This window comes from Streptomyces sp. H27-H5, assembly GCF_026627505.1.
Lineage (GTDB): Bacteria > Actinomycetota > Actinomycetes > Streptomycetales > Streptomycetaceae > Streptomyces.
Genome location: NZ_JAPNLK010000015.1, coordinates 99,184 through 125,482, shown reverse-complemented (window position 1 = coordinate 125,482; position 26,299 = coordinate 99,184). Strand labels below are relative to the sequence as shown.

The following is a 26,299-nucleotide window of genomic DNA, read 5'->3' as shown; positions in this document are numbered from 1 at the left end:
AGGCGGACCTTCTCGGCGACCAGGGCCGGCAGACCGCACCGCTCGGCCAGCCGGATCACCGGGACCAGCCCGGCATGCGCGATCAGATTCGGCTCGTCGAACGCGGCGAAGGCCGCTGCCGGACTGTGGGACGATTTCACTTACGAGGTGCCCTCTTGCTCGGGTCTGATGGAAGCGTAGAAACTCCCATCATCCCAGGTCAGCGGGCACCTCTTCTGATTTCTCCATCCACAGCCCGACCACTACGCGGTGGATCCAGGCTGACGCCCGTCCGACGTCACGTCCCGGGAGACGTCAGGGGCGTTTCAGAGCGGCCGTCGATACTGCGATGACGCACCACTGACGCAGGCGGCCCACCGCCACCGAGTTGTCATCGGAATCCAGATTGCAGAGGTCACTTTGACAGCGAACGTCGATTCCCGACCCATACCTTCTCTGAGCAGTTACGTACGCGGAAAGGACGTGGAGAGCGGCCAGTGGGTGTACGTGCTCTCCACACGTGCCGTCCTGGACGATTCGTTCGCGAGCCTGAGCCTGAAGCGAAAACTCGAGTCGGGCAGGATCTCGCCCGACGAAGTACCGGAGGGCGTGATCGCCGGCCGGGTCGCGGTCGCCGACAAGGAGACGTCCCTGGACGCGCTGGCCGCCGCGGCCGAGGCGACCCGGATCTGGCGTTCGGTACCGCTCGCGACGCGGTTCGACGGCTGGATGGAGCTGCTGCGCGCCACCATCGACGAACACGGCGACGAGCTGGTCCGGCTGCTGACCCTGGAGGGTCATCCGCTGGAGCTCGCCAAGTGGGAGATCTCCGGGATGCGCGAGCTGACCCGGAAGGAGACGACGCAGTACCTGCGCGGGCAACTGTGGCAGGAGTTCGCCGTGGACGGGCGTCGCAACATCGTCCGCCGGCAGGCCGACGGCGTCGTGTGCATCACGCCGCCCGCCAACGCGCCGCTGGTCAGCGCGCTCCTGGGCACCATGTGCATTCCCGGGGGCAACGCGGCCGTCGTACGCGCCCCCCGCACCGCGCCGTTCGGCGTGACGTACGCGCTGCGGCACCTGATCGCGCCGATCCTGGACGAGATCGGCGCCCCGCCGGGGCTCCTCAACATCGTGTGCGGGCATCCCGGGCCGATGCTGGACGCCTGGATCAACAGCCCGCACGTGGACGACATCATGTACTTCGGTGACGTCCCCAGCGGCCTCAAGCTGGAGGGCCGGTGCATCGAGGCCGGCAAGAAGCCGATCCTCGAACTGGCCGGCAACGACGTGGTCCTGGTCTGGAAGGACGCGGACCTCGACCGGGCCGCCGACGCGCTCGTCGAGAGCTTCTACGGTTCCGGCCAGCTCTGCATGATCCCCAACCAGGCGGTCGTCCACCCGGACGTGGCGGACGACCTGATCGCCCGCGTCGTGGAGCGGGCGAAAGCGCTGCGTCCCGGCTATCCGGACGAGGAGGGCGTGCTGCTCTCCCCCGTGCTGCGCCACGACAAGTTCAACCAGTTCCTGGCCGACGCCGTCGAGCACGGTGCGACCGTCGTCACCGGCGGCCACGGCATGCAGATCGACGGGACCCGGGACAGTTCCGGGTTCTTCCTCGAACCGACGGTGCTCCGGGTCGACGGTCTGCGCGGGGCACGCGAGGCGGACGTGGTCAAGCACGAGACGTTCTTCCCGTTGCTGCCGATCGTCGTCCCCGAACACGCCGACGACGACACCCTGTTCGACGGCTTCGTCGAGTTCGTGAACACGAACCTGTACGGGCTGCGGAACTCGCTGTGGGCGCGGGACGAGTCGGTGATCGACCGGTTCGTGTCCGAGACGGTCAAGGGCGGTCTGCTCAAGGTCAACGACTCGCACATCGCCTTCACCGCACCGCTGCCCTCGCACGGCGGCACCGGGTTGACGGGCGGGGCCTTCGGCGAGGCCAACTACCCCGTGTTGCGGACCACGCACCTCCAAGGGGTGTCCATCGTCGCGACCGATTCCGCGCGACCGTCCGAGGAGAAGGAGCGCGATGCGCACGCTTGACGAGGCCCGCGAGGTCTGTGAGAAGTACCTGCCGGGTCTCCTGGGCAAGCTGTCGGAGATCCCCCTCGCCGAGCTGGAGAAGCCCGGCAACCGCGGCCTGGAGCTGTTCCGGGCGAGCGGCGGTCCGGCGCTGGTGATCCCGAAGAGCTACTCGGGTTCGGGCGCCACACCGCTGGAGGCGATCCAGGTCACCCGCGCGATCGGGGCGGCCGCGCCGTCGCTGGCCGTGGCCTCGACGATGCACCACTTCTCGGTGGCGACCATCTTCACGCTCGCCGAGAGCCTGCGGTCCAGCGGTGTGGAGTGGGCGCTGCTGGAGGGCATCGCCACGCAGAACCTGCTGGTGTCCTCGGGGTTCGCCGAGGGCAACCCCGGTCAGGGGATCCTGTCGCCCACGGTCGGCGGGGTGCGCAAGGACGGCGGGATCGTCGTCAACGGGTCGAAGCGTCCGTGCAGCATCTCGCGTTCCATGGACCTACTGTCGGCCAGCGTCTCGGTGCCGGCGGAGGACGGCGGATCCGAGACGGTGCTGATGCTCGTGCCGGCGGACACGCCCGGTGTGTCCGTCCATCCGTTCTGGGCCAGCAACGTGCTGGCGGGGGCGGAGAGCGACGAGGTCCGCCTGACGGACGTCTTCGTCGACGACCGGCTGCTCGTGCCCACCGACATCGGTGAGCAGGGCGAGCTCGACGAGTTGCAGACCGTCGGGTTCATGTGGTTCGAGATGCTGATCACCTCCTGCTACCTGGGCATGGCCAGCGCCCTGGTCGAGCGGGCGTTCGCGAGCCGGAAGCTCAGCGCGGAGCAGGTGACGGACCTGGGCGTGCGCGTCGAGAGCGCGGCTCAACTGCTGGAGGGGATCGCCCGGCAGTTGGTCGCGAAGGAGGGCGACAACGCCGCCCTCACCAAGGCGATGATCGCCCGGTACGGCGCCCAGGAGGCGATCGTCGACACCGCGAAGCGGGCGGTCGAGGCCCTGGGCGGCATGGCGTTCATCTCCTCGCCCGACGTGGCGTACCTCGCCGCGGCCTGTCACTGCGTGAGCTTCCATCCGCCGTCCAAGGCCGGCACCAGCCGGGCGCTGGCCGCGAATTTCGCCGGCGACGTACTCAGGTTCGAGTGAGGTACCAGATGCCCGACAGAACAGGCACGGACAACGCACAGGTGACGGCCGACGGGACGGTCACGGACGACGCGTGGGTGGCGTCGGCGTACCGGCGCACGATGAGCTCGGGCCGCGCCCGCCTGGCCGACGTGCTGGGCGGCCAGGTGGAGGTGGAGTCGTCCGGCGCGTGGATCACCACGAGCCGGGGGCAGCGGATCCTGAACGTCGGGGGGTACGGGGTCTTCATCACCGGCGCCCGCCACCCCACCGTGGTGCGCGAGGTCGAGCGCCAGCTGCGGACGCATCCGATCGGCACGCGGATCTTCCTCGACCCGGCGGCCGCGCGGGCGGCCGACCTCCTGACGTCGGTGACCCCGCCGGGCCTGGACCGCGTGCACTTCTCGGGATCCGGGACGGAGGCCGTCGAGGCGGCCATCAAGCTCGCCCGGCTCAACGGCCGCCGGCGGCTGGTGTCGATGACGGGCGGCTACCACGGCAAGACGATGGGCGCCCTCTCGGTGACCGCGCGGGAGACGTTCCAGAAGCCGTTCCGGCCGCTGCTGCCGGACGTGGAACACGTACCGTTCGGCGACGTCGAGGCGCTGACGCGGACGCTGAGCCGGCATCCGGGCGAGGCCTGCGTGATCGTCGAACCGGTCCAGGGCGAGGCCGGGGTGGTGATCCCGGCACCGGGCTACCTCCGGGCCGTGCGCGAGGTGTGCACCCGGTACGGCGCGCTGCTCGTCGTCGACGAGGTGCAGTCGGGTCTCGGCCGGCTCGGCGCGTGGTGGGGGTGCGACGCCGAGGGCGTCAGCCCCGACATCCTGCTCTCGGGCAAGGCGCTGGGCGGTGCGGTGATCCCGGTGGCGGCGACCATCGCGACGGAGGAGACCTTCTCCGTCCTGGACCGCGACCCGATCCTGCACACCTCGACGTTCTCGGCGGCGCCGATCGCGATGGCCGCCGTGTGCGGCGCGATCCTGGCGATCCGGGAGGACGGGCTGGTGGAGCGGGCCGCGGCGCTCGGCGCCCTGCTCACGCCGGAGCTGGAGCGGATCATCGCCACGTACCTGCCGCACCACCCGTACGAGGTGCGCGGCGCGGGTCTGCTGATCGGGATCGAGTTCGCGGACCCGGCCATGGCGGCGGACCTGTTCATGGCGCTCGTCACCCACGACGTCATCGCGAACCTCTCGCTCAACTCGGATCACGTCGTGCGGCTCACGCCTCCCGCGACGATGACCGATTCCGACGTGGCCTTTCTTTTCGACCGGTTCGAGCGGGCGGCCAGGTCGGTCGCCGAGCGGAACCCCGAGTACGAGGTGCCGGCCCATGCGTAGCCTGGAATTGAAGTTGCAGTCGTTCACCGCGGACGCGGACCTCGCGTACCGGCGCATCACCGACTTCGAGAAGTACCCGGAGTTCGTGGACGAGGTGCGCTCCGTCGTCGTCCACGGGAACAAGGGCGACGAGCCGCTCGTCAGCGAGTGGGACATCCTCTTCCGCAACGGTCCGCTGCGCTGGTCCGAGGTGGACTACCTCCAGCCCGACCTGCGTCGGATCGTCTTCGAGCAGACCGCCGGGGACTTCGACGTCTTCCGCGGGTCCTGGCGGGTGGAACCCATCGCGGGTGGCTGCGAGGTGACGTTCGAGGCCACCTTCGACTTCGGCATCCCCAGCCTGGCCGGCGTGCTGGAGCCCATCGCGACGAAGGTGCTCAAGGAGGCCATCGCCACCATCGTGCACCGGCTGCTCGGGGAGGCGCACGTCGTCGGCGATCCGGCGACGGCCATGGCGGTGACCGCGCGGCTGGGCGCCCGGCGCGAGCCCGACACCGCGTTGTCGGCGTAGTCCGGGGGCCGGCGATGGATCACGTGAACCGGTTCGAGAGCCGGGTGACCTTCCGACTGCTGCGGGCGGAGTACGCCGTCGCGCTCGTCGTGAGCGCGGTGCTCTTCCTGCTGCACCTGTCGGAAGTGCGCTGGTGGGTCGCGGTGCTGCTGTTCGTCTACATCGACCTGATCGGCTACATCCCGGGGGCGATCGCGTTCCGGCGCGCCGAGAACGGTCGGATCCCGAAGGTCTACTACGTCCTCTACAACACGATGCACAGCTTCGTCACGCACGCCGTCGTCCTCGGCGTCTGGGCGGCGGTCGCGGGCTTCGAGTGGGCCTTCCTCGCCGTGCCGATCCACCTGTGCGGCGATCGCGCGCTCTTCGGCAACTTCCTGAAGTCCTTCCACGTGCGGTTCGAGCCGGTGGCGGTCCCCGCGTTCGTGGAGTTCGAGGAGCGCGTCGTCGCGCAGCACACCGCGCACCATTCGACGCCCGAACGGGTCTGAGGTGAGGAACACATGTCCGTGAGCAGTGAACGCCCGATCATCATCGGCGCGGGGCCGGGCGGCCTCGCGGTGGCCTGGACGCTGAAGGAGGCCGGTCTCGATCCCCTGCTCATCGACCGGGAGAAGATCCCCTGCTCCAGTTGGCACGCCTACTACCCGTCGCTTCGGATGAACTCGTGGCGCCGGCTGAGTTCGCTGCCCGGCATGCGGCTCTCCGCGGAGTTCGGCCCGTGGCCGATGCGCAACGACTTCCTCGCCTACATGAAGAAGTACGTCGAGGTCCTCGACCCCGACGTGCGCTACGAGACGGAGGTGCACCGCGTCGACCGGGAGGCGGGCCGCTGGGTGGTCCGGACGTCGGGCGGGGACCTGCACACGCGCAACGTCGTCGTCGCGACGGGTCTGCACCGCAAGCCCTTCGTGCCGGACTGGCCCGGACTGGACGAGTTCGAGGGTGAGTTCCTGCACGCCCGGTCGTACACGGTGCCGGATTCCTTCGTCGGCAAGGACGTCCTGGTGGTCGGTTGCGGCCCGACGGGGATCGACATCGCCGTGGCCGTGGCGAACGCCGGCGCGTCCCGGGTGCGGATGTCGATCCGCAACATGCCGGTGCTGTTCAAACTCAGCCCGACCACGTCGTTGCTGTGCCAGGCCATCAAGCACGGCCCGCTGCCGCACGCGCTGGTCAACCGGGCCAGTCTGCTGATGCACAAGATGCAGTGGGGCGACCTGTCGGAGTACGGTCTGGCCGCCCCCAAGGAGGGCACGATGGCGGGCGTGGCCCGGATCGGGCACTCGTACGGGGCCATCGACCGCGGGTTGATACCCGCCGTACGGGACGGGTCGATCGAGGTCGTCACCGGGGTCACCGGGTTCGACAAGAAGGCCGTGCTCCTCGAAGGCGGCGCGAGCATCAAGCCGGACGTCGTGATCGCCTCGACGGGGCAACGGCCCGACATGGAACGCTTCCTGGGGCACCTCGGCGTCCTGGCGCAGCCGGGCGGACGTCCCGTCGTGCACGGCGGCCGGACCGCGCCGCACGCCCCCGGAATGTACTTCCAGGGCTACCGGCTGCCGCCCGGCCAGCTGCCCGACATGGCGGTCGACGCCCGGGCCATCGCCCGCGCCGTCACCGGTGGCCGCCGGTTCTCCCTCGCCGGCGTGCGCGGGAGGCTCCGGTGAACGGCTCCGGGACCCCCTGGGCGAGCGGCGAGGACACGGCCCCGCGCCCCCGCCTGCACGGCCGCCGGCGCTGCGACGTCGCCGTCGTCGGCGCGGGGCTGACCGGGCTGTCCACCGCGGTCGAACTGCTCGAACTCGACCCCGACCTGCGGGTCGTGGTGGTGGAGGCCGACCACGTGGCGGCCGGGGCGAGCGGGCGGGGCACCGGGCTGCTCGGCCCCCGGGTGGGGCCGCCGCTGAGGGTGGCCCGCCGGCGGTACGGCGACGACGTGGCGCGCGCCGCGCACCTGTGGTCGATCGCGGCGGTCCGGCACGTCCTGGACCTGGTGCGGCGCCACGAGATCGCGTGCGATCTGACCCCGGGGAGCCAACTCGTCGTCGCCCGCGACGAGAAGGCCGCCGAGGAGCAGTGGCGGGAGGCCGATGCCGCCGGGGCGCTGGGGCTGCCCGTCGCGCTGGTAGAGCGGGACGAGCTGCCGGCCGTCGCGGCCCGCCATCTCGGCGGACTGCGCTACGGCGAGGCCGCGACGCTGGATCCGGCCGCGCTGACGGGGCAGCTCGCCCGGATCGGTGAGCAGCGCGGCCTGACGGTCTTCGAACGCAGTCCGGTGCGCGCCGTGCGGCGGGGGCTGCTGACCACGCTCGCCACCGACGACGGCGAGATCGTCGCCGATCACGTCGTGACGGCGGTCAACGCGTACGGCGCGGCGCCCGGCGCGCCGGCGGGGGTGGTGGGGCTGCGGGTGCAGGCCGGGGTGACGCGCAAGCTCCCGCCGGAGGCCCTCTCCGCGTTGGACGGGTTGCACACCGAGCCCCTGATCGAGCACGGGGAGCTGTCGCCGTACTTCCGCCTCACGCTCGACGGGCGACTGGTGGTCGGCGGCGGTGCGGTGCGGCGGGGGCCCTTCGGTTCCGTGGCGCCCGCGCCGGGCCGGCTGCGGGCGGCCGTACGGTCCCTGTCCCCGACGCTCGCCGACGTGGAGATCGAGTCCTCCTGGGCGGGTCCGATCGCCATGACGCGCGACGGGCTCCCGATCGTGGGCCGGCATCGCGACGATCCGGGCCTGCTCCACGCCGGGGGGTGCAACGGGCACGGGCTCGCGGTCTCGGCGTACAACGGCGCCCAACTGGCGCGCCGGATCGTCGAGGGCGCCGGGGACGACCTGCCGTTCGCCCTGCCGTGGGTGCGGTCGAAGGGCCCGTGGGTGCCCCGGGGGCGCCTCGCGGACCGGGTGCTCGACCGCTACCTGGCCCATCTGGGCGCCGAGGCCGGACGGTCGTCGGCGCCGGGTCCCGGCCCGAGCGCCGCGCCGGCCGGGCGGAGCAGCCACGCACGACGGACGGAGAGCACATGAGCAGGGTCGGGCGCGACAACGCGAGCGCCAACGAGCGGTTGATGACGTCGGCGTCGATCAGCAACGTGTCGATCACCGAGTCGATGGACCGGATGCCTCCGGGGCCGTCGGAGTCGGTGCTGCGGCAGACGATCAGGTTCCGGCGGGGGCGCCAGCACTACCTGCCGCTGATGCACGACCGGTACGGGGACATCGTGACCCTGCGGGTGGTGCCGGGCGGCCCGTTCGTCATCCTGCGCAACCCCGACCACATCAAGGAGGTGTTCCGGGGCGCGCCGGAGGTCTTCCACGCGGGCGAGGGGAACTCGCTCCTCGTACCGATCGTCGGCCGCCACTCGCTGCTGACGCTGGACGCCCCCGACCACAAGCCGGCGCGCAAGCGGATGATGCCCCCGTTCCACCACGACCGCATCGCCGCGCTGACGACGACGATGCGGGAGATGGCCGAGCAGGAGGCGCGCAGTTGGCCGATCGGGGAGCCGGTCCGGTTCCTGGACCGGGCCTACGCGCTCACCCTGGAGATCATGGTCCGAGTGGTGTTCGGCGTCGACGACCTGCGGCGGGCGGCGGAGCTGAGCGCGGCCCTGCGCCGGGTGTCGGACATCGGCCTGTCGGACATCCTGGTGTGGATCCGCCCCGAGCTCGGCAAGGTCTGGCCGTGGCGCAACGTCGTGCGCAACCTCGAACGCGCCGACGCGCTGATCTACGCGGAGATCGCCCGGCGGAGGCGCGACCCCGAGCGGCCCGGGCGCACGGACGTCCTGTCGATGCTGGTGGAGAGCGAGCCCGACGACGAGGTCGTGCGCGACGAGGTGATGACGCTGCTCGTGGCGGGGCACGAGACGACGGCGGTCGCGCTCGCCTGGCTCTTCGAGCGGCTGCTGCGCCACCCCGACGTCCTGGCGCGGGTCCGCGAGGGGCTCGACGATCCCAAGGACGCGTACCGGACCGCGGTCTTCAAGGAGGCGCTGCGGGTCCGGCCGGTGATCCACAACGTGGCCCGGCGGCTCACCGAGCCGATCGAGCTGGGGGGTTACCGCCTTCCGGCGGGCGTCGCGGTGCTGCCGTCCGTCGGGGCCGTGCAGTGCGATCCCCGGTTGTGGGGCGCAGACGCGAGGCGGTTCCGCCCGGAGCGGTGGCTGGAGGGCTCGCCGCCGCAGAACGCCTGGATCCCGTTCGGGGGCGGTGTGCGCCGGTGCATCGGCGCCATGTTCGCCCAGGTGGAGGTCGAGACGGTGATGGCGGGGATGCTGCGGGCCGTGGAACTGCGGGCCGTCGATCCCGGGGACGAGGGCAGCGCCATGAACCACATCACCATGATCCCCAAGCGGGGGGCGCGGGTCAGCGTCGTGCGCAGGCTCCGTCCGTAGCGCCGTCACCGGTCGGGAACGGCGTGTCGAGAAGCAGTATCAGGAGAGGTGGGAGCATGACACGAGGTCTGCGGGTCGCCGTGGTGGTCAATCCGGCGGCGGGTGGCGACGGGGACGGGATGGTGGCCGCCCTGGAGGCGGTCGGGGCAGCCGAGGTGCACACGGTACGGACGACCGGCCCGGGCGACGCCCGCGACATCGCGTACAAGCTGGCGGGCGCGGCGGAGCCGCCCGACCTGATCGTCAGCGTGGGGGGTGACGGCACGGTCTGCGAGGTGGCCACCGGCCTCTTCCGTGCCGGTGAGGCGGGCGCCGGCACGGTCCCGCCGCTGCTGGTCGCGCCGGGCGGCACCGGGAACTCGGTGTACCGCGGTCTGTGGAACGACGAACCGTGGGAGAAGGTGGCCGCGCTCGCGCTGCGCGGCGGGGCGGCCGTGCGGACGATCGACCTGGCCCGGATCGAGCAGAACGACCACGTGGTGGTCCTCGGCTCCGGCAGCGGGCTGTTCGCCGCGACGTTGCTGGCGGCGCGGAACCGGCCGGAGAAGGGCCGGGACCTGTTGATGGCGGCCGCGCTGGCCGCGATGGAGGACCACGAGCCGTACCCGGGGCGGGTGACCGTCGACGGGGAGGTGCTCCACGAGGGCGGCGTCGTCGAAACGATCGTCGGCGGATTCCGTTACCGCGGGGGGCTGTTGAACCTGGTCCCGGCGTCGATCGTCGACGACGGGCTGCTCGACGTCACGGTGGTGACCTCGGCGGTGGACATGGCGGCCTTCGCGCAGGCCGCCGTCCTCGGCGACGTGTACGACGTCCCCGGCATCCTGTGGGGCCGCGGGGAGCGGATCACCGTCGCGGACACCGGCGGACGGGCGGTGCTGTTCGAACACGACGGCGAGGTCATGCCGCGGAACACGCCCTCCTACGACATCCACGTCGTGCCCGATGCGCTGACCGTGCTGACGGCGGCGGACGCGCCGCCGTGGTTCAAGGAGGGCTGACCGGTGGTGGGAGTCGGTTCCCTGCGAACGGCGGAGGTGGCGCCGAGCGACGCGTCGTGCCGCGCGTACTTCCGCAAGCTGACGGCCGGCGTCGCCGTCGTGACCGCGTGCGGCGACTCCGGGTGGTCGGGGACGACCGTGAGCACCCTGACGAGCGTGTCGATGGAGCCGCCCATCGTGCTGTGCTGCGTCTCCGGGGGTTCGCGCACGGTGGCCGCGATCCGGCACGCCGGCCGGTTCGCCGTCCATCTGCTGTCGGAGGACCAGCCGTACCTGGCGGACCGGTTCAGCCGGCCGCCGAGCGACAGTTCGCGGTTCGAGGACCTGGGCCACGAGGTGCGGCTGATACGCGGCGCCCCGTCGATCGCGGGGACGCTGACGATCGGCTGGTGCGACGTGTACTCGCTCGACGAGGTCGGCGACCACGTCGTCGTGTACGGACGGCTGACCGCCGTGCGCGTCGGCGACGGACGACCGCTGTTGTGGCACGAGCGCGCCTACCGCGCGCTGGAGGAACGGGCCGGATCCACGAGCGGCACGGGGGGCGCGCCGCCGTACGACGGGGGTACCCGCACATGACGTCGACCACGCCCGTCACGGCCGCGCCGGCCGCGCCGGCCGCGCCCGACGAGGATCCGGGGGCGAGCCTGACCACCAGACTGGCCGCCTGGGCCCGGACGGTGAGGTACGAGGACATCCCGGAGCGCACCCTGGCGGCGGCGCGCAGTCAGCTCGTCTCGAACCTGGCGGCCGTGCGCGGTTCGTTGGGGCACCCGGTCGGCGGGAGGATCGTCGACGCGTTCGGTGCCCCGCTCCAGCCCGACGCCGGGCGGTCCGCCTACGTCCTGGCGGCCCTGGCGACGGCACTCGACTTCGACGAGGTGGCCTACTCGGGGCACGTGTCCGCCGGCGCGGTGAACGTCGCGATCGCGGAGGCGGTACGGGGCGGCCTCGACGGGAGGTCGCTGCTGACCACGATCGTCGTCGCGAACGAGTGCGCGGCGCGCGTCTCGGCCGCCACGATCCTCAGCCCCTTCTTCCGCGGCCAGACGAACACGCACTGCCACCTGGCGAGCGCGGCGGCGGCCCGGCTCCACGCCCGGCGCGCGTCGGAGCGGGAGTGGACGGCGGGGCTGGGCATGGCGTTCGGGATTCTGGCCGTTCCCCTCCACCACGGGGTCGTCACCAGCGACGTCAAGGCGCTCGGCGCGGCGGCGCCGATCCGCCTGGCGCTCGACGCGTGTGACGCGGCGGCCCACGGGCTGGCCGGGCCCGACGCGATCCTCGAACACCCCGAGGGGCTGTTGGCGCACCTGTCGGCCGTGCCCCTGCCGGACGCGGTGATCGAGGGGCTGGGGCGGCGCTGGCACACGGACACCCTCACGTACAAGCGTTTCCCGGGCAGCGCCTACCTGCACGCCGCCTTCGACTGCGCCGAACGCCTCCACCGGCGGCTCGGCGCGGTCGACGCGTCCCGTGTGCGGCGTGTCCTCGTCCACGGCTCGCTGCTCACCTGGCAGATGGAACGGAAGGTCGCCCGGGACCTGCACGGCCCCGACACCAGCGTGTCCGCCGCGACCCTGTCCATCGGGTACGGCGTCGCCACGCTGCTCTCGACCGGAACCTTCGGGGTGCGGGACCTGACCCCCGAGGCGATCGGCGAGGCGGCCCGCTGGTCCCTGGCGGACAAGGTGACGGTCGAGCACGACATGGTGTTGTCGGAACGGATGGTGCGGGCGACGTCCCCGCTCGGCGAGGCCCTGCGGCAGGCGGGCGACCGCGCGCTGGACTGGCCCGAACTGCATACGTGGGGCGGTGCGGACGTCCCTCGCATCCTGGCCGGGCTGGGTGCTCCGGAGGAGACGCTGGAGAACGCGACGATGGCCATCGGCGCCAGGGTCGCCGTCGAACTGGTCGACGGCAGCGTCGTGACCGAGGAGTGCGAGGCGTTCATCGGTTCGGCGGGCCCGGCGACGCGCCGGGACCATCGGTCCCTCGTCCGCGAGAAGTTCCGGGCCGTCGGCGGCCCGGACGACGTGCTGCGCGAGCTGGAGGACGTCGACCTGCTCGATCCGGCCGGGACGGCGCGGGCCCTGAACCGGGCGGTGGACGTCTCGGCGGGCGTCGAACCGAACTGACGGCGCCCAGGCGATCGGGGGACGCCGGGGGTCGGGAGTCCGGGGGTCGCGGGTCCTGTCGTCGGGCACCCGGGTTGTTCGGGTGTCCGCCGGTCAGGAGTCCGGTGGTCGGTCGAACTGCGCGACGATCGGGCCGAGTTTGACGCGTGTCGAGATCGAGAGCTTGCGGAAGATGTTGCGCAGGTGGAAGTTCACGGTGTGCGGGGAGAGGTCGAGCTGCTTCGCGACCTGCTGGTTCGTCATGCCGCGGCCGACGAACCGGGCGATCTCGCTCTCCCGCAGGCTCAGCGAGGCGATCGGCCTCGGCTCGGGGGGCGCGGGGTCGGCGGCTCCGGCCCGCGCCACCGCTTCGGCGGTACGGGGTTGGTCGTCGCGGCCGGCGGTCGGGCGGGCGGCCGACTCGGGGTCGAGCCGCCGCCGGGTACGTGCCGGGGACGCGCCGAGCGACTCCGGGTCGGGGGCCGGCTGCGGTGAGGGATGGTGGGGGGCCGCGACGACGGGCGGCCGGTCCGCGCCGAAGTCCAGGAGCGAGGTCAGTTCGGGCTTCTCGCCCGCCGCCGCGGCGCGGGCGCTCTGCGCGGCGCTCTCCAGCAGGGTGAACCCGCGGTTGTCGTTCGCCAGCCGTTCGATGGCCCGCAGGCAGCGTTCGGCGAGGGCGGTGTCCCCGGCCCGCCGTGCGACCGCGATCAGCCACGCCGGTCGCGCGGGGTCCTCGATGAGGCTCGCCGAACCGGTGTTGAGCAGGTGCCACTTGGCACGTATCTGCTCGGCGGCCGCGTGCGGCCCCTCCTGCGCGGCGATCAGGGCCGTTTCCGCGAACGCGGCGCGCGCGACGGAGTCGGGCAGGGCATAGTGGTCGACCTTCGTGTGGAAGGACTCCAGGGATGTCACGGCCCGGTCCCAGTCGCCGCGTGCCAGGTGGGCGGTCGCCGCGACGGAGAGGGCGAGCTTCACGCCGACGGCCGAGTGGTGTTCGTCGCTGACGCGCACGGCGGACGAGGCCGACTCGATCGCCTGCTCGAACCGGCCGGCCTGGAGGTGCAGGACCGAGCGCAGGGCCTCGGGCAGGGACCCGAGCACGTGGAGTCCGGTGGTGTCGATGAGGTTGTCCAGGTCGCGCACGACACGGTGCGCCTGGAGGGAGATGTGGATGTCGCTGAGCTTCTTGGCGAAGAGCAGGTAGGCGTAGACGCGCCACACCGGGGCCACGTCGTGGGAATGCTCGACCGCGGCCCGGTTCAGGGACAGCCCTTGGAGCAGGCTCCCGGAATGCCAGTGCTCGTCCGATTCGACGCACAGGGCGGCCACGGTGAGCGCGTCCGACCCGGAAACGCTCTCACCGGCCGTCTCGGCCATCCATCGCTTCGAGTCCGCGCCGATCACGGACCCCATGAACAGCCGGAGCGCGATCACGTCCCGGTACCCGGGCATCGACCCGTCCAACTCGTCGAGGGTCCGGTCGACGGCGGCCAGCGCGTCGCCGATGTCACCCCGAACGAATGCGATCCGTGCGTCGTCGAGCGTCCGGAGGATATCGATGGGCAATGATCCGGAGCAATAGGAATTGATGAGGTAAAGAATATCGCTCATGGATGTCGGGGCGGCGGATTCTGAATTCGATGAATTCTGCACCTTCCGCTCCGCGCCGCCCTGCGACCTGTCCATCGTTCCCCCCGGTTGAGCTTCAAGGCCGGACCGGCCCCTTTATCACACGACCCGTTCCTCCTGTCCAAACATCGACCCATTGCCGCATTGCCCGGGCAACCCTAAATCGCGCGGGTGTTCAATTGCTAGACCTACCCACAAGTCACCCGGATCCTCGTACGAATTCTCTACGAATGAGAATGGCCAATTTTCGAGCCCGACTTGATGCTCGGGGTCCCGTTCATTTCGGTTGTCAGAGATTGGCCTGATTCCTTCGGTTTTCTGCCGTTCCTCGCGGGCGAACGCGGGTGGCGAGGCCGCCCCGGAGGCGGCGCGCCGCGTCCGGGGCGACCTCGCGGCGGTGACGCGCACGACACGGTCGCCGAACGAAATCGGCCCGGACCACGGCTTCGTGGTCCGGGCCTCGATCGGGCCTGGCGTTCGTTCCCCGGACGCGGGGCGCCCCGGCTCAGCCGCGCAGCGCGGAGGCGAAGATTCCGGGCAGCGCCGACCAGCGGGGCGCGGCGGCGAAGTCGGCGAGCAGCCGGCCGGTGCGCGCGGCGGTCCGGTTGTCGACGAACCACGGGGGCTTCGGGGACAGGGAGGGCTCCCCGTGCAGCAGGGAGCGGGGGGCCGGACGGAACGGGCCGCGCACGACGTTCCGTTCGGGGCCGTCGAGCAGGATCGCGTTGTGCACGACCCCGATGCCGCTCTGCACGTCGTCCACGGTGTGCCCGGGGAAGGCGCCCCACGAGGCGTTCGCCGTCAGGTAGCCGACACCGGTCCAGGCGTTCACCGCGACCGTGCCGTAGCGCAGTTCGGCGATCGCCTCGTCCAGCGCGGGGCCGAGTTCGGCGAGGGTGCCCGGGTGCGCGATGAGGTTCACGCCGAGCGTGCCGGCGAAGTCCTCGTTGGCGGTGCGGACGGCGGTGTCCAGGAACTCCCGCGCGTTGCCGGGCAGTTCGACGACACCGAGTACGGGGGCGAAGTACTCGGTGGTCAGCAGCGGTCCCGGGGCGTTCGGGTCGACGCCTTCGACGAGGACCCGTTCGTCGAGGATCCGGGCGTCCGGGTAGGCGTCCAGGGCCTGCTTCACCCGATCGTCGCTGCCCGGGTAGTAGGCGGGGCGCGTCGGGGCCTGGGCCAGCGCCGCGCGCAGGTGGGTGAGGAAGCGGTCCTTCTGGGCCCAGTCGGAGCCGATGACCACGACCTGGGACGCCACGCAGTTGTACCCGCCGTTGTGGAGCCGTTGGGTGGCCACGTGCTCGGCCTGGAAGCGCAGGTCCGCGTCGGACCAGGTGCCGGGGAGCACGAGGGTCGGCGAGACGCCCCCGAGTTCGCTGGTGACGGGCCTGGTCAGCAGTGGCGTCCCGTTCCTCTTGCGGTCGGCGCCCTCGGGGCCGGTGCCGAAGACGATCGCGTCGTGCGTGGCGGCGCTGCCGGTCATGTGCACGTGCGCGACGGACGGGTGGTGGACGAGCCGGGTCCCGACGTCGGCGCCGCCCGTCAGGATCCGTACCGCCCCCACCTCGATCAGCGGGGCCAGCACCGCGCTGAACACGTCGTACAGGCCGTCGGTGATCGGGTTGAGCTTGAGGGCGACCACCCGGTTGTGGGCGTACAGCTCGTACAGCACGTCCAGCACCGGGATGGAGGTGATGTTGCCGGCGCCGAGGACCACGCCGACCCCCGCCGTCCGCTCGGGCCGGCGCAGGCCGAGGCCGGCCCCCTCGCGCACCCGGGCGGCGGTCACCCCCGGGGGCATCCACACCTCGGCGGAGAACCCGCTCAGCAGCAGCCGGTCGTACGTCCCGTGCGGCAGCACCCGTACGGCGACCCGGCCGCCCGGCGCCGTCGCGAGGGAGAACCCGTCGACCGGGCTGCGTCCCCGCGTCAGCGCGCGCACGCTCTCGCCGAGCGCGGCCGTGCCGGTCAGCACCGGGTACGGGCCGGACATCCACTCCTCGCCGAGCAGCGGGCTGCCGTCGGGCAGGCGCTTGTACGCGGCGGCCGCGCGCACCCAGGCTCCGGCCTGCGCGGCGGTGGCGGCCCGCACCTGATCCAGCAGCCGCCCGCGCCGCGGGAGGTCGCACGCCGCCCAGGCGGCCTCGCCCCGGACGAGTTCGGCCAGGGCCCGGTCGACCCGCGCCTCCTGTTCCGCCGTCGGCGCCGACGTGGTCATCGCACGGTCTCCTTGATGAGGTCGGCCGCCTTCTCCGCGGCCATGATCGTGGGGGCGTTGGTGTTGCCCCGGGGGACCGTCGGGAACACCGACGCGTCGACGACCCGCAGCCCCTCCACCCCCAGGACGCGCAGCTCGGGGTCGACCACGGACCCGATGGCGCAGGTCGAGGTCGGGTGGAAGAGCGTCATCCCGGACCTGCGCGCCCAGGCGAGCACATCGGGCGTGGAGTCCGACTCGGGGACGTCGAATTGTCCGGTGATCATGTCGGCCAGCGGGGCCTGCGCCGTGATGTCGAGGGCGATCCGGACCCCGTCGACGATGCAGTCGCGGTCCTCGGCCGTCGTCAGGTAGTTGTGCAGGATCCGCGGTGCGGCGTCCGGTCGCGGGGAGCGCAGCGTCACCTGGCCGCGGCTGGTCGGGGCGAGCACACAGGGGCCGAGCGCGAACCCGTGTTCGGCGACGGCGCCCAGGCCCTCCTGGTGGAACAGCACCGGCGCCATGTGGAGTTGCCCGTCGGGGAGCGGGACGTCCTCGCGGCTGCGGAAGAACCCGCCGGCCTCGCCGATGTTGGAGGTCAGCGGGCCGCGGCCCTCGCCCTGGAGCAGGGCGGCGTTCTCCGGCGTCGCCGCGGTCAGCAGCGACTCGACGTGGGTGCGGAAGTTCAGCAGCGCCATGTAGTGGTCCTGAAGCCCGCGGCCGACGGGGAGGTCCGCGACCACGTCGATGCCGAAGGGTGCCAGTGCGGCGGCCGGGCCGACGCCGGACAGCATCAGCAGCTTCGGGGACTCGTAGACGCCCGCGGAGAGGATCACCTCCCGCTCGGCGCGGACCAGCTCGACGGCGCCGCCGCGTTCCACCTCGACCGCGGTGGCCCGGCCGCTTTCGATCACCACCCGGTGGGCCCGGGTCGACGGCAGCACCGTGAGGTTGTCCCGGGACAGCGCGGGGTGGAGCCAGGCGACGGCCGTACTGCAACGCATCCCGTCGCGCTGGGTCAACTGGTACGTGCCGACGCCGAGTTGGGCTTCGCCGTTGAAGTCGTCGTTGCGCTTGTGCCCGACCCGTACGGCGGATTCGACGAACGCGGCGGCCAGCGGGTGCCGGGACCGGCCCTCGCTGACCCGCAGGGGTCCTCCCACCCCGTGGAAGGCGTCCTCCCCGCGCTCGTTGTCCTCGGAGCGCCGGAAGTACGGCAGCACCTCGTCGTAGGACCAGCCGGTGGCCCCGGCCGCCGCCCAGCCGTCGTAGTCGGCCGGGTTGCCGCGCATGTAGATCATCGCGTTCATCGAGCTGGACCCGCCGAAGACCCGGCCCCGGGGCAGATAGGCGCGGCGGCCGTCCAGTCCCGGTTCGGGTTCGGTGTCGAGGTCCCAGTCGACCCCACTCTTGAACAGCGTGCCGAAGGCGGCGGGGACGTGGATCTCCTGGGCGGTGTCCGGACCGCCCGCCTCGATCAACGCCACGCGGACGTCCGGGTTCTCGGAGAGGCGCGCCGCCAGCACGCACCCCGCCGACCCGGCTCCGACGATGACGTAGTCGTAGGTGTTCATCCGCTCTCCTTTGTTCCGCCACGGTTGTGCGACCGCCGCCTTCGAGGAACGGCGGTGCGACACACGCTGTTCGCGATTTCACCTCTCCACGGCCGATCCGGCCATGGGCAGGAGGCCGGAAAAAAGCCCCGTTCCCTTGTGCCCACGCACACGCGGCGGCACCTAGACTCGGCGCGTGACAGCAGAGTTGGGATCCGACGAGCGTGTCGCGTCACTGGTCGGCCGGTTGCTGATCGATGTGGATTCGCTCGCCGACGAGCTGACCGTCGAGATCGTGGACGGCGAGGACTCCTACGCCGAGAGCACGGTGCTGGACCGGGACCGGTTGCGCACCGTGGTCCGCGACAACCTCCTGACACTGCTGACGACGTTGCGGGGCGGGCCGAGCACGCTGGAGGCCCCGCGCGCGGCCGGCCGGCTCAAGGCCGAGCAGGGCATCCCGCTGGCCGCGCTGCTGCACGCCTACCGGATGGCCGGGCGGTTCATCTGGGACCGGCTGCTCGTACTGACCTCGGAAGAGGAGTGCGCGAGCGAGCTGCTGCCCAAGGTGTCCGACATCTGGATGGCGATCGACGAGTACTCCAGCGCGGCCGCCGAGGCCTACCGGACCACGGTCGAGGTCCGGGTCCGACGCGACACCGCGGCGCGCCGGGTGATGCTGGCGACCCTGCTCGACGGCCGGGCCGGCACCGGCGCCGGCGCGTGGGAGATCGCCCGGGTCCTGAAACTGGACCGCAAGGGGCTGTTCCTCGTGGTGTGCGCCGAGACCCACGACGGCGAGGACTCCCTGCCCGGCGTGGGGGATCGGCTCCGGGCCGTCGGCATCGGCTCCGAGTGGGTCGCCCAGATCGGCGCCCTGGCGGGACTGATGACGCTCCCGAACGCGCACATGGTCGAGACGGCCGTCGACCGACTCACGGACAGCGCCCACTGCCGGCTCGGGGTCAGCCGCCCCTTCAGCGCCCCGATCAACGCTCCCGCGGCGTGGCGCGAGGCCCAACTGGCGGTGCAGTGCCTGCCGCCCGCCGCCAACGGGGTCCACCTGTACGGAAGTTCCCCGATCGCGATCCTCGCGGCCGCCTCCCCGGACACCGCGGCGGAGGTGGCCCAGGCCGTACTGGGTCCGCTGCGCGCGTTGCCCGAGGTGGAGCAGACCACGCTGCTGGAGACCCTGCACACCTGGTTCGCCAGCGGCGGTTCCACGGCGACGGCCGCCGAGCGTCTGCACTGCCACCGCAACACCGTCCTGTACCGCCTCAACCGGATCGCCGAACTGACCGGACGGCGCACCACGGACGCCGAGTCGTCCGCGGAACTGTACGTCGCCCTCCAGGCCGTCCGACTGGGTTCCGGCCTCAGGATCGCCTGACCTCCCCCGCCTCGTCCCGCGCCGCCGGCGCGGGGTGCAGTGGGGTCGCGCCCAGGGCCTCGCGGTCCTGCGTCCCGAAGGTGGACCAGAGCGCGGCGGTCAGGACCAGGAGGAGTCCGAAGGCGAGGTAGATCGCCTGTCCGCCGAAACGGTCGAAGAGGAAGCCCGTCACCAGGATCGCCGCGGCGCTGACGATCCGGATGACCGCGTCGAGGAGCCCGTTCCAGGTGCCGAGGACCGCGGAGGGCGCGCGCAGCTGGATCAGCAGCCCGGCGGACCGGAGGTAGACGGTGAAGCCGAGCCCGAACAGGATCAGGCCGGCCGCCAGCAGCCACCGCGTCTGGCCGAGGAACGCGGCCGTCAGGGCGCCCGTGCCGGCGAGGGCGGGCGCCCAGCGGAGGCTGGTGTAGATCCCGTCCGGTCCGGCCTTGGCGACGGCGAGGCCGCCGATGATCGCGCCGATGGTCGAGAAGGCCAGGAAGGATCCGGCGCCCGCCGCGGTCATGTGCAGCGTCTCGCGCATCAGGGAGAGCACGGAGAGGATCACCGTGGACAGCGCGAGGACGGTCAGTCCGTGGAAGGTGGTGAACCTCCGCCACGCCCGGCTTCCGGTCAGGGTCCGGGCCACCTCGCGGCGCGAGGGCAGCGGGGCGCGCTCGGCGCCCTCCCCGGCGTCCGGCTCCGCCGCATCGGCCGGCGCGGTCGACCGCACGGGACGCCGCGCCCGGACCACGACGGCGACGAAGGCGGCGAACAGGCCCAGCGCGAGGACCTGGAGGCCCGCGGCGACGAGCAGGGCGCGCGAGCCCGGCATGAGGGCGATGACGAGGCCGGCCACGACCGGGGAGAGCAGTTCGGAGGCCGACCGCACGGTGCCGCCGAGGGCCTGGACCCGGACGAGGGCGCGCGCGTCGAGGATCCTCGGCAGGAGGACGAAGAGGGCCATCTCCCCGACGTGGTGGACGAGGTCCACCGTCGCCGCCGCGACGACGATCGCCCACAGGTGGGAGGAGAGGAACGTCGAGCCGAGTCCGATGAGGACGAAGACACCGATCTTGACGAGGTAGGAGACGACCAGGACGGTCTTCGGGTCGCCCCGGTCCAACAGGGGGCCGGCGGCGACGGACGCGACGACCTCGACGCCGTACCCGACGAAGTACACCAGGCCGACGGTGCTCACCAGCCCGGACAGGTCCAGCGCCAGGTTGGCGAACGCGATGTCGTAGATGCCCTCGCTCATCGAGCGGGCCAGCACCAGCGCGGCGAAGACCACGAGCAGCAGGGTCAGCCGGGGTGAGGGGGCGGGGAGACCGGCGCGCTCCTTCGTCGCCGTCTCCGGTTCCGTGGCGGGCTGCCCGTTCGTCGCGGACTGCCCGTTCGTCGCGGACTGCCCGTCCGTGGCCGACTGCCCGTCCGTGGCGGGGTGCCCGTTCGCGGCGGATGTCTGGTTCGTGGTGGTCACCGGTACGCCAACTCCCTGACGACGGTCTCCGCGAGGGCGGCACCGGGCGGATCGAAAGTCGGGGGTAAGGCGTCGTCGGGGACGGGGACGAACAGCCGGGGCATCCGCACGGTCGCGTCGTGGACCTCGAACTCGACGCGGTAGTGCAGCGTCCCGCTGCCGCGAGCGCGCATCAGCACGCCCGGCTCGATCGTCAGCACGACGCGCGGGTCGCGGGGGAAGGGGATGACCTGGGTGGCGCCGAAGGTCGGGGAGTCGGCCCGGCGGTCGACGAGTTGCAGTTCCATCTCGGGATTGTCGTACAGGAGCGGCGACAGCTTGAGGGTCAGATGGGGATGGGCGCTGAAATGTCGCGGCCATTGGCCGGGAAGGTCGCAGACCATGGTGTCGGCGAGGCCGTTGCCGACGTTGGCGCCGATCCCGTACGAGTCGTCGCGGATGGACTGGTAGGAGCCGACGCCGGCGCTCACGGTGGCCAGCTCCGACCCCGGCAGTTCGGGCCGGTCGCCGGTGAGGTCCTGGTCGAGGTAGTAGCGGCGCAGTTCGCCGTCGATCTCCGCGGTGGCGACCACCCCCTGTTCCGTGGCGCCTCCCCGCCAACTGCGCGAGACCGCCTTGGAGATCAGGAACTGGGCGGGCACGGGGAGCTCGACCGTGTTGGCGACGGTCCTGGGTCGGCCGGCCCGCATCGCCTCGACGGAGTACGTCGCGTTGTCCTCCAGGGGGTTCCACGGCGAGGAGGAGTCCTCGGGGGCGAGCACCGAGTAGTCGTTGCGGGTGGTGACGCTGCCGAGCCCCTCGAACCAGTGGGCGTAGCCGGGGGGAATGGCCAGGACGCAGGATCCGTCCGCCGGGACGTCGATCTCCAGCTTGCGGTCGTACTCGGGCGAGTCCTCGCGGCAGTCGTACATGTGCACGGTGACGGGTGGGGCGTCGGCCTCGCCGTAGAAGGACAGCCGGTCGTACTGCCCGAGGTGCAGGGCGTACTCCTCGTAGGCGAAGTGCGGGCTGTGGACCATGTAGTGGTACGGCCGGTCGTTGCGCGAGGACCTCACGTGCCGCGCACCCGGCAGGCCGGATTCGTGGCCCGTGGTGCGGGTCTTGGTCATGATCAGGTGCGGGTTCGGGAGGGCGACGGGCATGGCCGGCTTCCTTTCTGAACGCCTGCGGGACTACTGGATGGTGGTGACCGAGACGCCCTCCGGCAGGGCGGCCTTGAACTCCTCCACGTCACCGAAGGCGCGGGAGGTGATCCGCTCCTCCGTCTCGGGGTCCAGGACCGACGAAGCGATCTTGCCGAGGATGCTGCGGAAGTACTCCGGGGTCTCGAAGTACGGCTCCAGGGCCGAGCGGAGGTTGCCGAGGGCCGCACGCGCCTCCGGGTCCGTGACGTCGTCGAGCATGGCGTCGAGGTCGTTCTTCCAGGCGGTGGTCTCAGCGCTGGTGATGGACATGGGGTACTTCCTTCCGGTGGGTGAGGGAGATCGCCTTCGCCTCCATGCGGGCGAGGGCGTGCAGTGCGGGCCCGGGCAGGTACGGGGCGTCGTCCCGCTCGGGGGTGCTGGGACCGGTCTCGGACGGGTCCGCCGTGGTGGCGTCGCGGCCGAGCCGGTGCCGGGGGCCCCAGGGACTGAGGTCCAGCAGCTCCGTCTCGGCGCGCAACCAGATGCGGCCGCTGCCGGTCAGCCGGTACCAGGTACCGGGGGGAACGCGGACGCCGATCGTGGGGTCGCCGAGACGGATGAGGGAACGTTCGCCGTCTGTGTCGACCACCTCGATCCGCGCGTCCGTGCTGCCCGCCAGCCAGGTGAGGCGCCGGCGGGAGAACTGGTGCCGGACGAACCGGCCTTCCTGGCCGTCGAGTTCCACTTCGAGGACGTCCGAGGTGCAACTGTCCGTCGAGGGGACGACGGTGAAGGACTCGGGTCCGGTCAGGACGAAGTTGTTGCGGCTGACCAGGGGGTGGGCGTCCGCGGGGGCGGCCTCGGCCGCCCGCCAGTCGGGCCTGATCGTGGCGTAGGTCGTCTCGCCGCCGATGGACACCCGGAACCTCGCGGCGTACGCCTCCTGGATCTGGGAGTTGGTTTTCTGCGACATGCGGGACAGCAGCATGTGGGCGGAGACCGGCAGCAGGTGGCGGTTGGTGCGCACCACGGGAGCCCGGTCGGCCGTGCGCAGGAAGGACACCAGGTCGTTGTCGGGTTCCCAGTCGGGGTTCCGGTCCGCGTACCAGACGGGTTCGTCGCGGGTGACGACGCCGCCGAGGCCGTCGAGGGTGTGGGCGACACCCTTCGGGATGATCAGGACGCGGTGGGGTGAGACGTCCAGCTCGATGGTGATCTCGTCCCCGAGCTGCGGCGAGTCCTCGCGGCAGTCGATCAGGTGCACGCTGATGCGGCGGCGCTCGCCGAAGAAGGTGAGCCGGTCGTCCTGGCCGACGTGGATGCCGAAGGTGGAGTAGGTGAAGTCCTGCTCGTGCGTGACGTAGTCGGTGATGCCCGGCCCGTTGGAGATGCGGGTCACGCTCACCACCGCGGTGGTGCCGTCGCCGGTACTGACGTTGTTCTGCCGGAGCTGCACCCCGGGGAGCGGGAAGTCCCGGTCGTTGATGTCGTCCGGGACCGGGAAGGTTCCGATGTGACTGCGCCCGGTGGTGCGGTCGAGCGCCGCGGGGGACCCCGCGTCGGCGGTTTCGAGCATGGTCGATTCCTCTCTGTGCCTCGGTCGTGATGGCCGGCGGGTGGGCGCGGGGGGTCGAGGGTGCGGTGGGCCGGGGGGTGCGTGGTGGGCCGGGGCCGTGCTCCTATGCGGGGTCGCGCCGGTCCTCCTCGCCGGCCCCGGGGGGGTGTGGGTCGTCCGACAGGCGCCAGGTGGTGAGGCGCGGGGTGTCTTCGATGGCCCGCAGGCAGGCCGCGCGAGCGGTGAGCAGGGCCTCGGCCTCGCAGTCGGCGAGGAGGAACATCACCAGGTCGATCCGGCCGGGACCGGCGCGTGTCCAGAGGTGCTCGACCCGGTCCGCCGGCGTGAAGCGGGCCATGAGCAGTTCGTTGAGGGTGGCCGGGGCGGTGTGCGTTCCGGGACCGACCAGCCGCATCGTGATCATGTGCATGTGGCCTCCGGTCGTGCACCCGCGCCGTGGAACCGTGGAGGGACCGTGTCGGCCCCGTGTTCCCCCCGCCGAGGAGCGTCAGCCGGCGTGCCGGGCGGTGCCGCCACCGGTGGCGGGGGTGGTGACGTCGACGGGGGTGGTGCCGCCGCCGACGGACGTGCCGCCGTCATAGAGGGATGTGCCGCCGTCGTCGAGGGGGGTGCCCCATCCGTAGCCGTCGCCGGCCGTCACGTGCCGGACCGGCGCGGGTTCGGCGGCCGCGGTGGCGGCGGTGGTGGTCCCCGCGACGGCGAGCAGGACGACGGAGGTGAGCACCGAGGCGACGATCCGGGACATGACGAACTCCACCCTTCGAGGTCATTTGGTTCGCTGCTGTTCCTGCGCTTTCACCCTGTTTTGCGGGGTGTTGCGGTCGATGGCTCAAGACTGTCCGACCGAGGGACCGATGTCACCAGCCCGACGCGGGCCTCAAGGTGCCTGGCACCTTGGGGCCACTTCGGCCGCCGCCGCCCCCGGCGCTCCGCACGGTCCGCCTTCGGGCAGGGCTTCGACCCCGCGCCCCGGGGCCGGGTGCCGGCCGGTTGTCCCCCCTTGGGCTTGAGGAGTTCCCGGCCATACGGAAGCCTGGAGCGACCCGCCGGAGGTCGCGACCAGGGGAGACCGCCATGCTGCAACTGCTCGGGCTGTCACCACACGCGGAGGCCGTCTACCGGGCGACGCTCCGGCACCCCGATCACGGGGTGGCCGCCCTGGTGGAGGACACCAGCCTGTCCGAGCGCGAGGTACGGGCCGCCCTGGACGAACTGGCGGCGCTGACCCTCCTCAAACCGTCCGACCAGTTCAACGGCCGGCTGCGCCCCGTCAGCCCCGAAGTGGGGCTCGCCGCACTCCTGGCCTCGGCCCAGGCCGAGTTGGCGTCCCACCAGGCCCGGGTCGAGACCACGCGCGCGGAGATCGCCGCCATCGCCGCCGAGCACCGCGGGGCCCGCGCGTTCGACGGCGCCACGCGGCTCGAAGGGCTGGACGCGGTCCGGGTCCGGCTGGAGGAGTTACAGCGGATCACCGAGTTCGAATGCCTGTCCCTCAACCCGGGCGGCGCGCACCGGCCCGATGCCCGGAACGCCGCCACCCCCCTCAACGAACAGGCGCTGGAACGCGGCGTCGTCATCCGGGCGGTGTGCCGGGACAGCTTCCGCAACGACCCCGACACCCTCGCCTACGCCCGCTGGTTGATCGAGCACGGCGGGCAGATGCGCACCGTACCCACCGTGCCCATCCAGATGATCATCGTGGACCGCAGGGTCGCGATCCTCCCCCTGGACCCGGCCGAGCCGCGCGCGGGCGCGCTGGAGGTGCACAGCCCCGGCGTCGTGGCCGCCCTGTGCGCGCTGTTCGAGCAGACCTGGGAGGCCGGCTCCCCCGTCGGCGAGCAGACGCCCGCCGACGACAACGGGTGCACCCCGATGGAGCGCACCCTGCTGGGAATGATCGCCGGCGGCGACACCGACGAGGCGGCCGCCCGCAAACTCGGCATCTCCCTGCGCACGGTCCGCCGCATGATGGCCCACCTCATGGAACGCCTGGAGGCGGCCAGCCGCTTCCAGGCCGGCGTCAACGCCACGAAGCGGGGCTGGCTGTAGGCCCGGCTCCCGGCGAATCCGCAGCGCGAGGGAGGTCGCGAAGGACCGGGCCTCCCGACCGGGGAGACCCCGTGTCCGCGGCGCGAGGGGCCCTGCGGACGGCCCGAGGCGGACCCGCCTCACTCCATCGGCGACGCCGACCAGACCTCCGGTCCCCCGCCGCGCCATTCCACGAACCCCGGGTCGGAGAGGTCGGCGTCCTGCGCGTCCTCCATGCCCGCGGTGGCCAGGAAGATCGCGATGTCCTCGTACCGGTAGGCGGTGCCCAGGCTCCGCCCGTCGCAGTGCACCCGGCGCCAGCCGCGGCGATCCGGCGGGTGCACGACCAGGCGCGGCGCGGCCGAGCCGTCCTCGCCGAACGGCTCGCCCGGATCCTCCGACCGATCGTGGCCCTGACAGGAGTCCCTCATGCCGCCGTCACCCATCCGCGCGCTCGCGCCAACCGGCGGAGTTCCACCCTGCCCGCCCGAGACCGGTTCGGCTCAGCCCAGTGGGCGTGCGCCTCGATCCGGCAGGACAGGACGATCAGACGACGTCGCAGCACGGCCGTACCGGCCTCGGCGGGCTGCCGGGCCAGCTCCCGGTAGGTGCGGAGCCATTGGACCTGGAGTTCCACCAGGTCGTCGGGAAAGGGAGTGCATGCCATCCCCTAATTCAATCATGTGTTCGATTTCCAACGCGAACCGCAGCTTCCACATCGGTGGCGGTCGTGTGACCGCGTACACCGAGAGTCCTGCGCCCCCTCCGAAGGTCGTCACGCGGCACGGCGACGTGCAGATCCGTGCGTACCTGGCGATCCCCGACGCAGTCGGGACG

The 26,299-nt window shown here is 72.0% G+C and carries 24 protein-coding genes; 13 read left to right on the top strand and 11 right to left on the bottom strand.

Translation table 11 applies throughout. The features are described 5' to 3' along the window. Positions 1 to 462 precede the first annotated feature (462 nt). From OTB19_RS10175 to OTB19_RS10125, 11 genes are read left to right on the top strand one after another with little or no spacing between them, the layout of a single operon-like run. On the top strand, positions 463 to 2,031 hold the full coding sequence (locus OTB19_RS10175; protein WP_267797721.1) for an aldehyde dehydrogenase family protein: 1,569 nt from the start codon (positions 463 to 465) through the stop codon (positions 2,029 to 2,031). Further along, positions 2,018 to 3,154 (top strand): acyl-CoA dehydrogenase family protein, encoded by a 1,137-nt coding sequence (locus tag OTB19_RS10170; protein ID WP_267797720.1) that lies wholly within the window; start codon positions 2,018 to 2,020, stop codon positions 3,152 to 3,154. The genes OTB19_RS10175 and OTB19_RS10170 overlap by 14 nt, the downstream gene beginning before the upstream one ends. Positions 3,155 to 3,162: 8 nt before the next feature. After that, the gene (locus OTB19_RS10165; RefSeq protein WP_420716819.1) at positions 3,163 to 4,476 is read left to right on the top strand and encodes an aspartate aminotransferase family protein; all 1,314 of its coding nucleotides are present in this window, start codon (positions 3,163 to 3,165) and stop codon (positions 4,474 to 4,476) included. Beyond that, on the top strand, positions 4,469 to 4,987 hold the full coding sequence (locus tag OTB19_RS10160; protein ID WP_267797719.1) for a type II toxin-antitoxin system RatA family toxin: 519 nt from the start codon (positions 4,469 to 4,471) through the stop codon (positions 4,985 to 4,987). Before OTB19_RS10165 ends, OTB19_RS10160 begins: the two co-directional genes overlap by 8 nt. Before the next feature lie 14 nt (positions 4,988 to 5,001). After that, on the top strand, positions 5,002 to 5,478 hold the full coding sequence (locus OTB19_RS10155; RefSeq protein ID WP_267797718.1) for a hypothetical protein: 477 nt from the start codon (positions 5,002 to 5,004) through the stop codon (positions 5,476 to 5,478). Positions 5,479 to 5,496: 18 nt separating this feature from the next. Next, positions 5,497 to 6,660 (top strand): flavin-containing monooxygenase, encoded by a 1,164-nt coding sequence (locus OTB19_RS10150; protein WP_267797717.1) that lies wholly within the window; start codon positions 5,497 to 5,499, stop codon positions 6,658 to 6,660. Beyond that, positions 6,657 to 8,015: an NAD(P)/FAD-dependent oxidoreductase gene (locus tag OTB19_RS10145; protein WP_267797716.1), complete on the top strand. Its 1,359-nt coding sequence runs from the start codon at positions 6,657 to 6,659 to the stop codon at positions 8,013 to 8,015. Before OTB19_RS10150 ends, OTB19_RS10145 begins: the two co-directional genes overlap by 4 nt. Then, positions 8,012 to 9,385, top strand: a complete 1,374-nt coding sequence (locus tag OTB19_RS10140; protein ID WP_267797715.1) for a cytochrome P450 — start codon at positions 8,012 to 8,014, stop codon at positions 9,383 to 9,385. Before OTB19_RS10145 ends, OTB19_RS10140 begins: the two co-directional genes overlap by 4 nt. Positions 9,386 to 9,441: 56 nt before the next feature. Beyond that, positions 9,442 to 10,386 (top strand): diacylglycerol/lipid kinase family protein, encoded by a 945-nt coding sequence (locus OTB19_RS10135; RefSeq protein ID WP_267797714.1) that lies wholly within the window; start codon positions 9,442 to 9,444, stop codon positions 10,384 to 10,386. A gap of 3 nt (positions 10,387 to 10,389) precedes the next feature. Further along, a complete protein-coding gene (locus OTB19_RS10130) occupies positions 10,390 to 10,965 on the top strand; it encodes a flavin reductase family protein (RefSeq protein WP_267797713.1) in 576 nt (191 codons plus the stop codon). Continuing rightward, on the top strand, positions 10,962 to 12,524 hold the full coding sequence (locus OTB19_RS10125; RefSeq protein WP_267797712.1) for an MmgE/PrpD family protein: 1,563 nt from the start codon (positions 10,962 to 10,964) through the stop codon (positions 12,522 to 12,524). The genes OTB19_RS10130 and OTB19_RS10125 overlap by 4 nt, the downstream gene beginning before the upstream one ends. Positions 12,525 to 12,617: 93 nt before the next feature. Here the strand turns inward: OTB19_RS10125 and OTB19_RS10120 are convergent, their stop codons facing one another. The 3 genes from OTB19_RS10120 to OTB19_RS10110 form a co-directional block, all read right to left on the bottom strand. Continuing rightward, positions 12,618 to 14,114: a helix-turn-helix transcriptional regulator gene (locus OTB19_RS10120; protein WP_267797711.1), complete on the bottom strand. Its 1,497-nt coding sequence runs from the start codon at positions 14,112 to 14,114 to the stop codon at positions 12,618 to 12,620. A gap of 523 nt (positions 14,115 to 14,637) precedes the next feature. Beyond that, positions 14,638 to 16,350: an aldehyde dehydrogenase family protein gene (locus OTB19_RS10115; RefSeq protein WP_267797710.1), complete on the bottom strand. Its 1,713-nt coding sequence runs from the start codon at positions 16,348 to 16,350 to the stop codon at positions 14,638 to 14,640. Further along, a complete protein-coding gene (locus tag OTB19_RS10110) occupies positions 16,347 to 17,903 on the bottom strand; it encodes a GMC family oxidoreductase (RefSeq protein ID WP_267797709.1) in 1,557 nt (518 codons plus the stop codon). The genes OTB19_RS10115 and OTB19_RS10110 overlap by 4 nt, the downstream gene beginning before the upstream one ends. A 175-nt stretch (positions 17,904 to 18,078) precedes the next feature. On the opposite strand from OTB19_RS10110, the gene OTB19_RS10105 reads away from it, so the two are divergent. Next, the gene (locus OTB19_RS10105) at positions 18,079 to 19,272 is read left to right on the top strand and encodes a PucR family transcriptional regulator (RefSeq protein ID WP_267797708.1); all 1,194 of its coding nucleotides are present in this window, start codon (positions 18,079 to 18,081) and stop codon (positions 19,270 to 19,272) included. Here the strand turns inward: OTB19_RS10105 and OTB19_RS10100 are convergent. The 6 genes from OTB19_RS10100 to OTB19_RS10075 form a co-directional block, all read right to left on the bottom strand. Then, the gene (locus tag OTB19_RS10100; protein WP_267797707.1) at positions 19,259 to 20,734 is read right to left on the bottom strand and encodes an MFS transporter; all 1,476 of its coding nucleotides are present in this window, start codon (positions 20,732 to 20,734) and stop codon (positions 19,259 to 19,261) included. The genes OTB19_RS10105 and OTB19_RS10100 overlap by 14 nt on opposite strands. Next, positions 20,731 to 21,876 carry a hypothetical protein gene (locus OTB19_RS10095; protein ID WP_267797706.1) on the bottom strand — a complete coding sequence of 382 codons (1,146 nt, stop codon included), beginning with the start codon at positions 21,874 to 21,876 and terminating at the stop codon, positions 20,731 to 20,733. The genes OTB19_RS10100 and OTB19_RS10095 overlap by 4 nt, the downstream gene beginning before the upstream one ends. A gap of 30 nt (positions 21,877 to 21,906) precedes the next feature. Continuing rightward, positions 21,907 to 22,188, bottom strand: coding sequence for a hypothetical protein (locus tag OTB19_RS10090; protein ID WP_267797705.1), 282 nt, complete (start codon positions 22,186 to 22,188; stop codon positions 21,907 to 21,909). Further along, a complete protein-coding gene (locus OTB19_RS10085; protein ID WP_267797704.1) occupies positions 22,169 to 23,434 on the bottom strand; it encodes a dTDP-4-dehydrorhamnose 3,5-epimerase family protein in 1,266 nt (421 codons plus the stop codon). The genes OTB19_RS10090 and OTB19_RS10085 overlap by 20 nt, the downstream gene beginning before the upstream one ends. A 103-nt stretch (positions 23,435 to 23,537) precedes the next feature. After that, complete coding sequence (locus tag OTB19_RS10080) at positions 23,538 to 23,843, bottom strand: hypothetical protein (RefSeq protein ID WP_267797703.1); 306 nt, start codon at positions 23,841 to 23,843, stop codon at positions 23,538 to 23,540. Positions 23,844 to 23,921: 78 nt separating this feature from the next. Then, positions 23,922 to 24,179, bottom strand: a complete 258-nt coding sequence (locus OTB19_RS10075; RefSeq protein ID WP_267797702.1) for a hypothetical protein — start codon at positions 24,177 to 24,179, stop codon at positions 23,922 to 23,924. Positions 24,180 to 24,508: 329 nt separating this feature from the next. Between OTB19_RS10075 and OTB19_RS10070 the strand changes: the two genes are divergently transcribed. Beyond that, the gene (locus OTB19_RS10070) at positions 24,509 to 25,483 is read left to right on the top strand and encodes a LuxR C-terminal-related transcriptional regulator (RefSeq protein ID WP_267797701.1); all 975 of its coding nucleotides are present in this window, start codon (positions 24,509 to 24,511) and stop codon (positions 25,481 to 25,483) included. A gap of 119 nt (positions 25,484 to 25,602) precedes the next feature. Here the strand turns inward: OTB19_RS10070 and OTB19_RS10065 are convergent, their stop codons facing one another. Together OTB19_RS10065 and OTB19_RS10060 are read right to left on the bottom strand one after the other, a co-directional pair. Continuing rightward, positions 25,603 to 25,893: a hypothetical protein gene (locus OTB19_RS10065; RefSeq protein WP_324290513.1), complete on the bottom strand. Its 291-nt coding sequence runs from the start codon at positions 25,891 to 25,893 to the stop codon at positions 25,603 to 25,605. Next, positions 25,890 to 26,129, bottom strand: coding sequence for a hypothetical protein (locus OTB19_RS10060; RefSeq protein ID WP_267797700.1), 240 nt, complete (start codon positions 26,127 to 26,129; stop codon positions 25,890 to 25,892). The genes OTB19_RS10065 and OTB19_RS10060 overlap by 4 nt, the downstream gene beginning before the upstream one ends. Positions 26,130 to 26,299 lie beyond the last annotated feature (170 nt).

Bases quoted from the DNA above. Each gene is read 5' to 3' on its own strand.
- OTB19_RS10080 (WP_267797703.1), bottom strand. From the start codon at position 23,843: ATGCACATGATCACGATGCGGCTGGTCGGTCCCGGAACGCACACCGCC.
- OTB19_RS10065 (WP_324290513.1), bottom strand. From the start codon at position 25,893: ATGAGGGACTCCTGTCAGGGCCACGATCGGTCGGAGGATCCGGGCGAG.
- OTB19_RS10135 (WP_267797714.1), top strand. From the start codon at position 9,442: ATGACACGAGGTCTGCGGGTCGCCGTGGTGGTCAATCCGGCGGCGGGT.
- OTB19_RS10110 (WP_267797709.1), bottom strand. From the start codon at position 17,903: ATGAACACCTACGACTACGTCATCGTCGGAGCCGGGTCGGCGGGGTGC.
- OTB19_RS10115 (WP_267797710.1), bottom strand. From the start codon at position 16,350: ATGACCACGTCGGCGCCGACGGCGGAACAGGAGGCGCGGGTCGACCGG.
- OTB19_RS10120 (WP_267797711.1), bottom strand. From the start codon at position 14,114: ATGAGCGATATTCTTTACCTCATCAATTCCTATTGCTCCGGATCATTG.
- OTB19_RS10075 (WP_267797702.1), bottom strand. From the start codon at position 24,179: ATGTCCCGGATCGTCGCCTCGGTGCTCACCTCCGTCGTCCTGCTCGCC.
- OTB19_RS10095 (WP_267797706.1), bottom strand. From the start codon at position 21,876: ATGCCCGTCGCCCTCCCGAACCCGCACCTGATCATGACCAAGACCCGC.
- OTB19_RS10090 (WP_267797705.1), bottom strand. From the start codon at position 22,188: ATGTCCATCACCAGCGCTGAGACCACCGCCTGGAAGAACGACCTCGAC.
- OTB19_RS10060 (WP_267797700.1), bottom strand. From the start codon at position 26,129: ATGGCATGCACTCCCTTTCCCGACGACCTGGTGGAACTCCAGGTCCAA.
- OTB19_RS10125 (WP_267797712.1), top strand. From the start codon at position 10,962: ATGACGTCGACCACGCCCGTCACGGCCGCGCCGGCCGCGCCGGCCGCG.
- OTB19_RS10085 (WP_267797704.1), bottom strand. From the start codon at position 23,434: ATGCTCGAAACCGCCGACGCGGGGTCCCCCGCGGCGCTCGACCGCACC.
- OTB19_RS10155 (WP_267797718.1), top strand. From the start codon at position 5,002: ATGGATCACGTGAACCGGTTCGAGAGCCGGGTGACCTTCCGACTGCTG.
- OTB19_RS10165 (WP_420716819.1), top strand. From the start codon at position 3,163: ATGCCCGACAGAACAGGCACGGACAACGCACAGGTGACGGCCGACGGG.
- OTB19_RS10140 (WP_267797715.1), top strand. From the start codon at position 8,012: ATGAGCAGGGTCGGGCGCGACAACGCGAGCGCCAACGAGCGGTTGATG.
- OTB19_RS10070 (WP_267797701.1), top strand. From the start codon at position 24,509: ATGCTGCAACTGCTCGGGCTGTCACCACACGCGGAGGCCGTCTACCGG.
- OTB19_RS10170 (WP_267797720.1), top strand. From the start codon at position 2,018: ATGCGCACGCTTGACGAGGCCCGCGAGGTCTGTGAGAAGTACCTGCCG.
- OTB19_RS10160 (WP_267797719.1), top strand. From the start codon at position 4,469: ATGCGTAGCCTGGAATTGAAGTTGCAGTCGTTCACCGCGGACGCGGAC.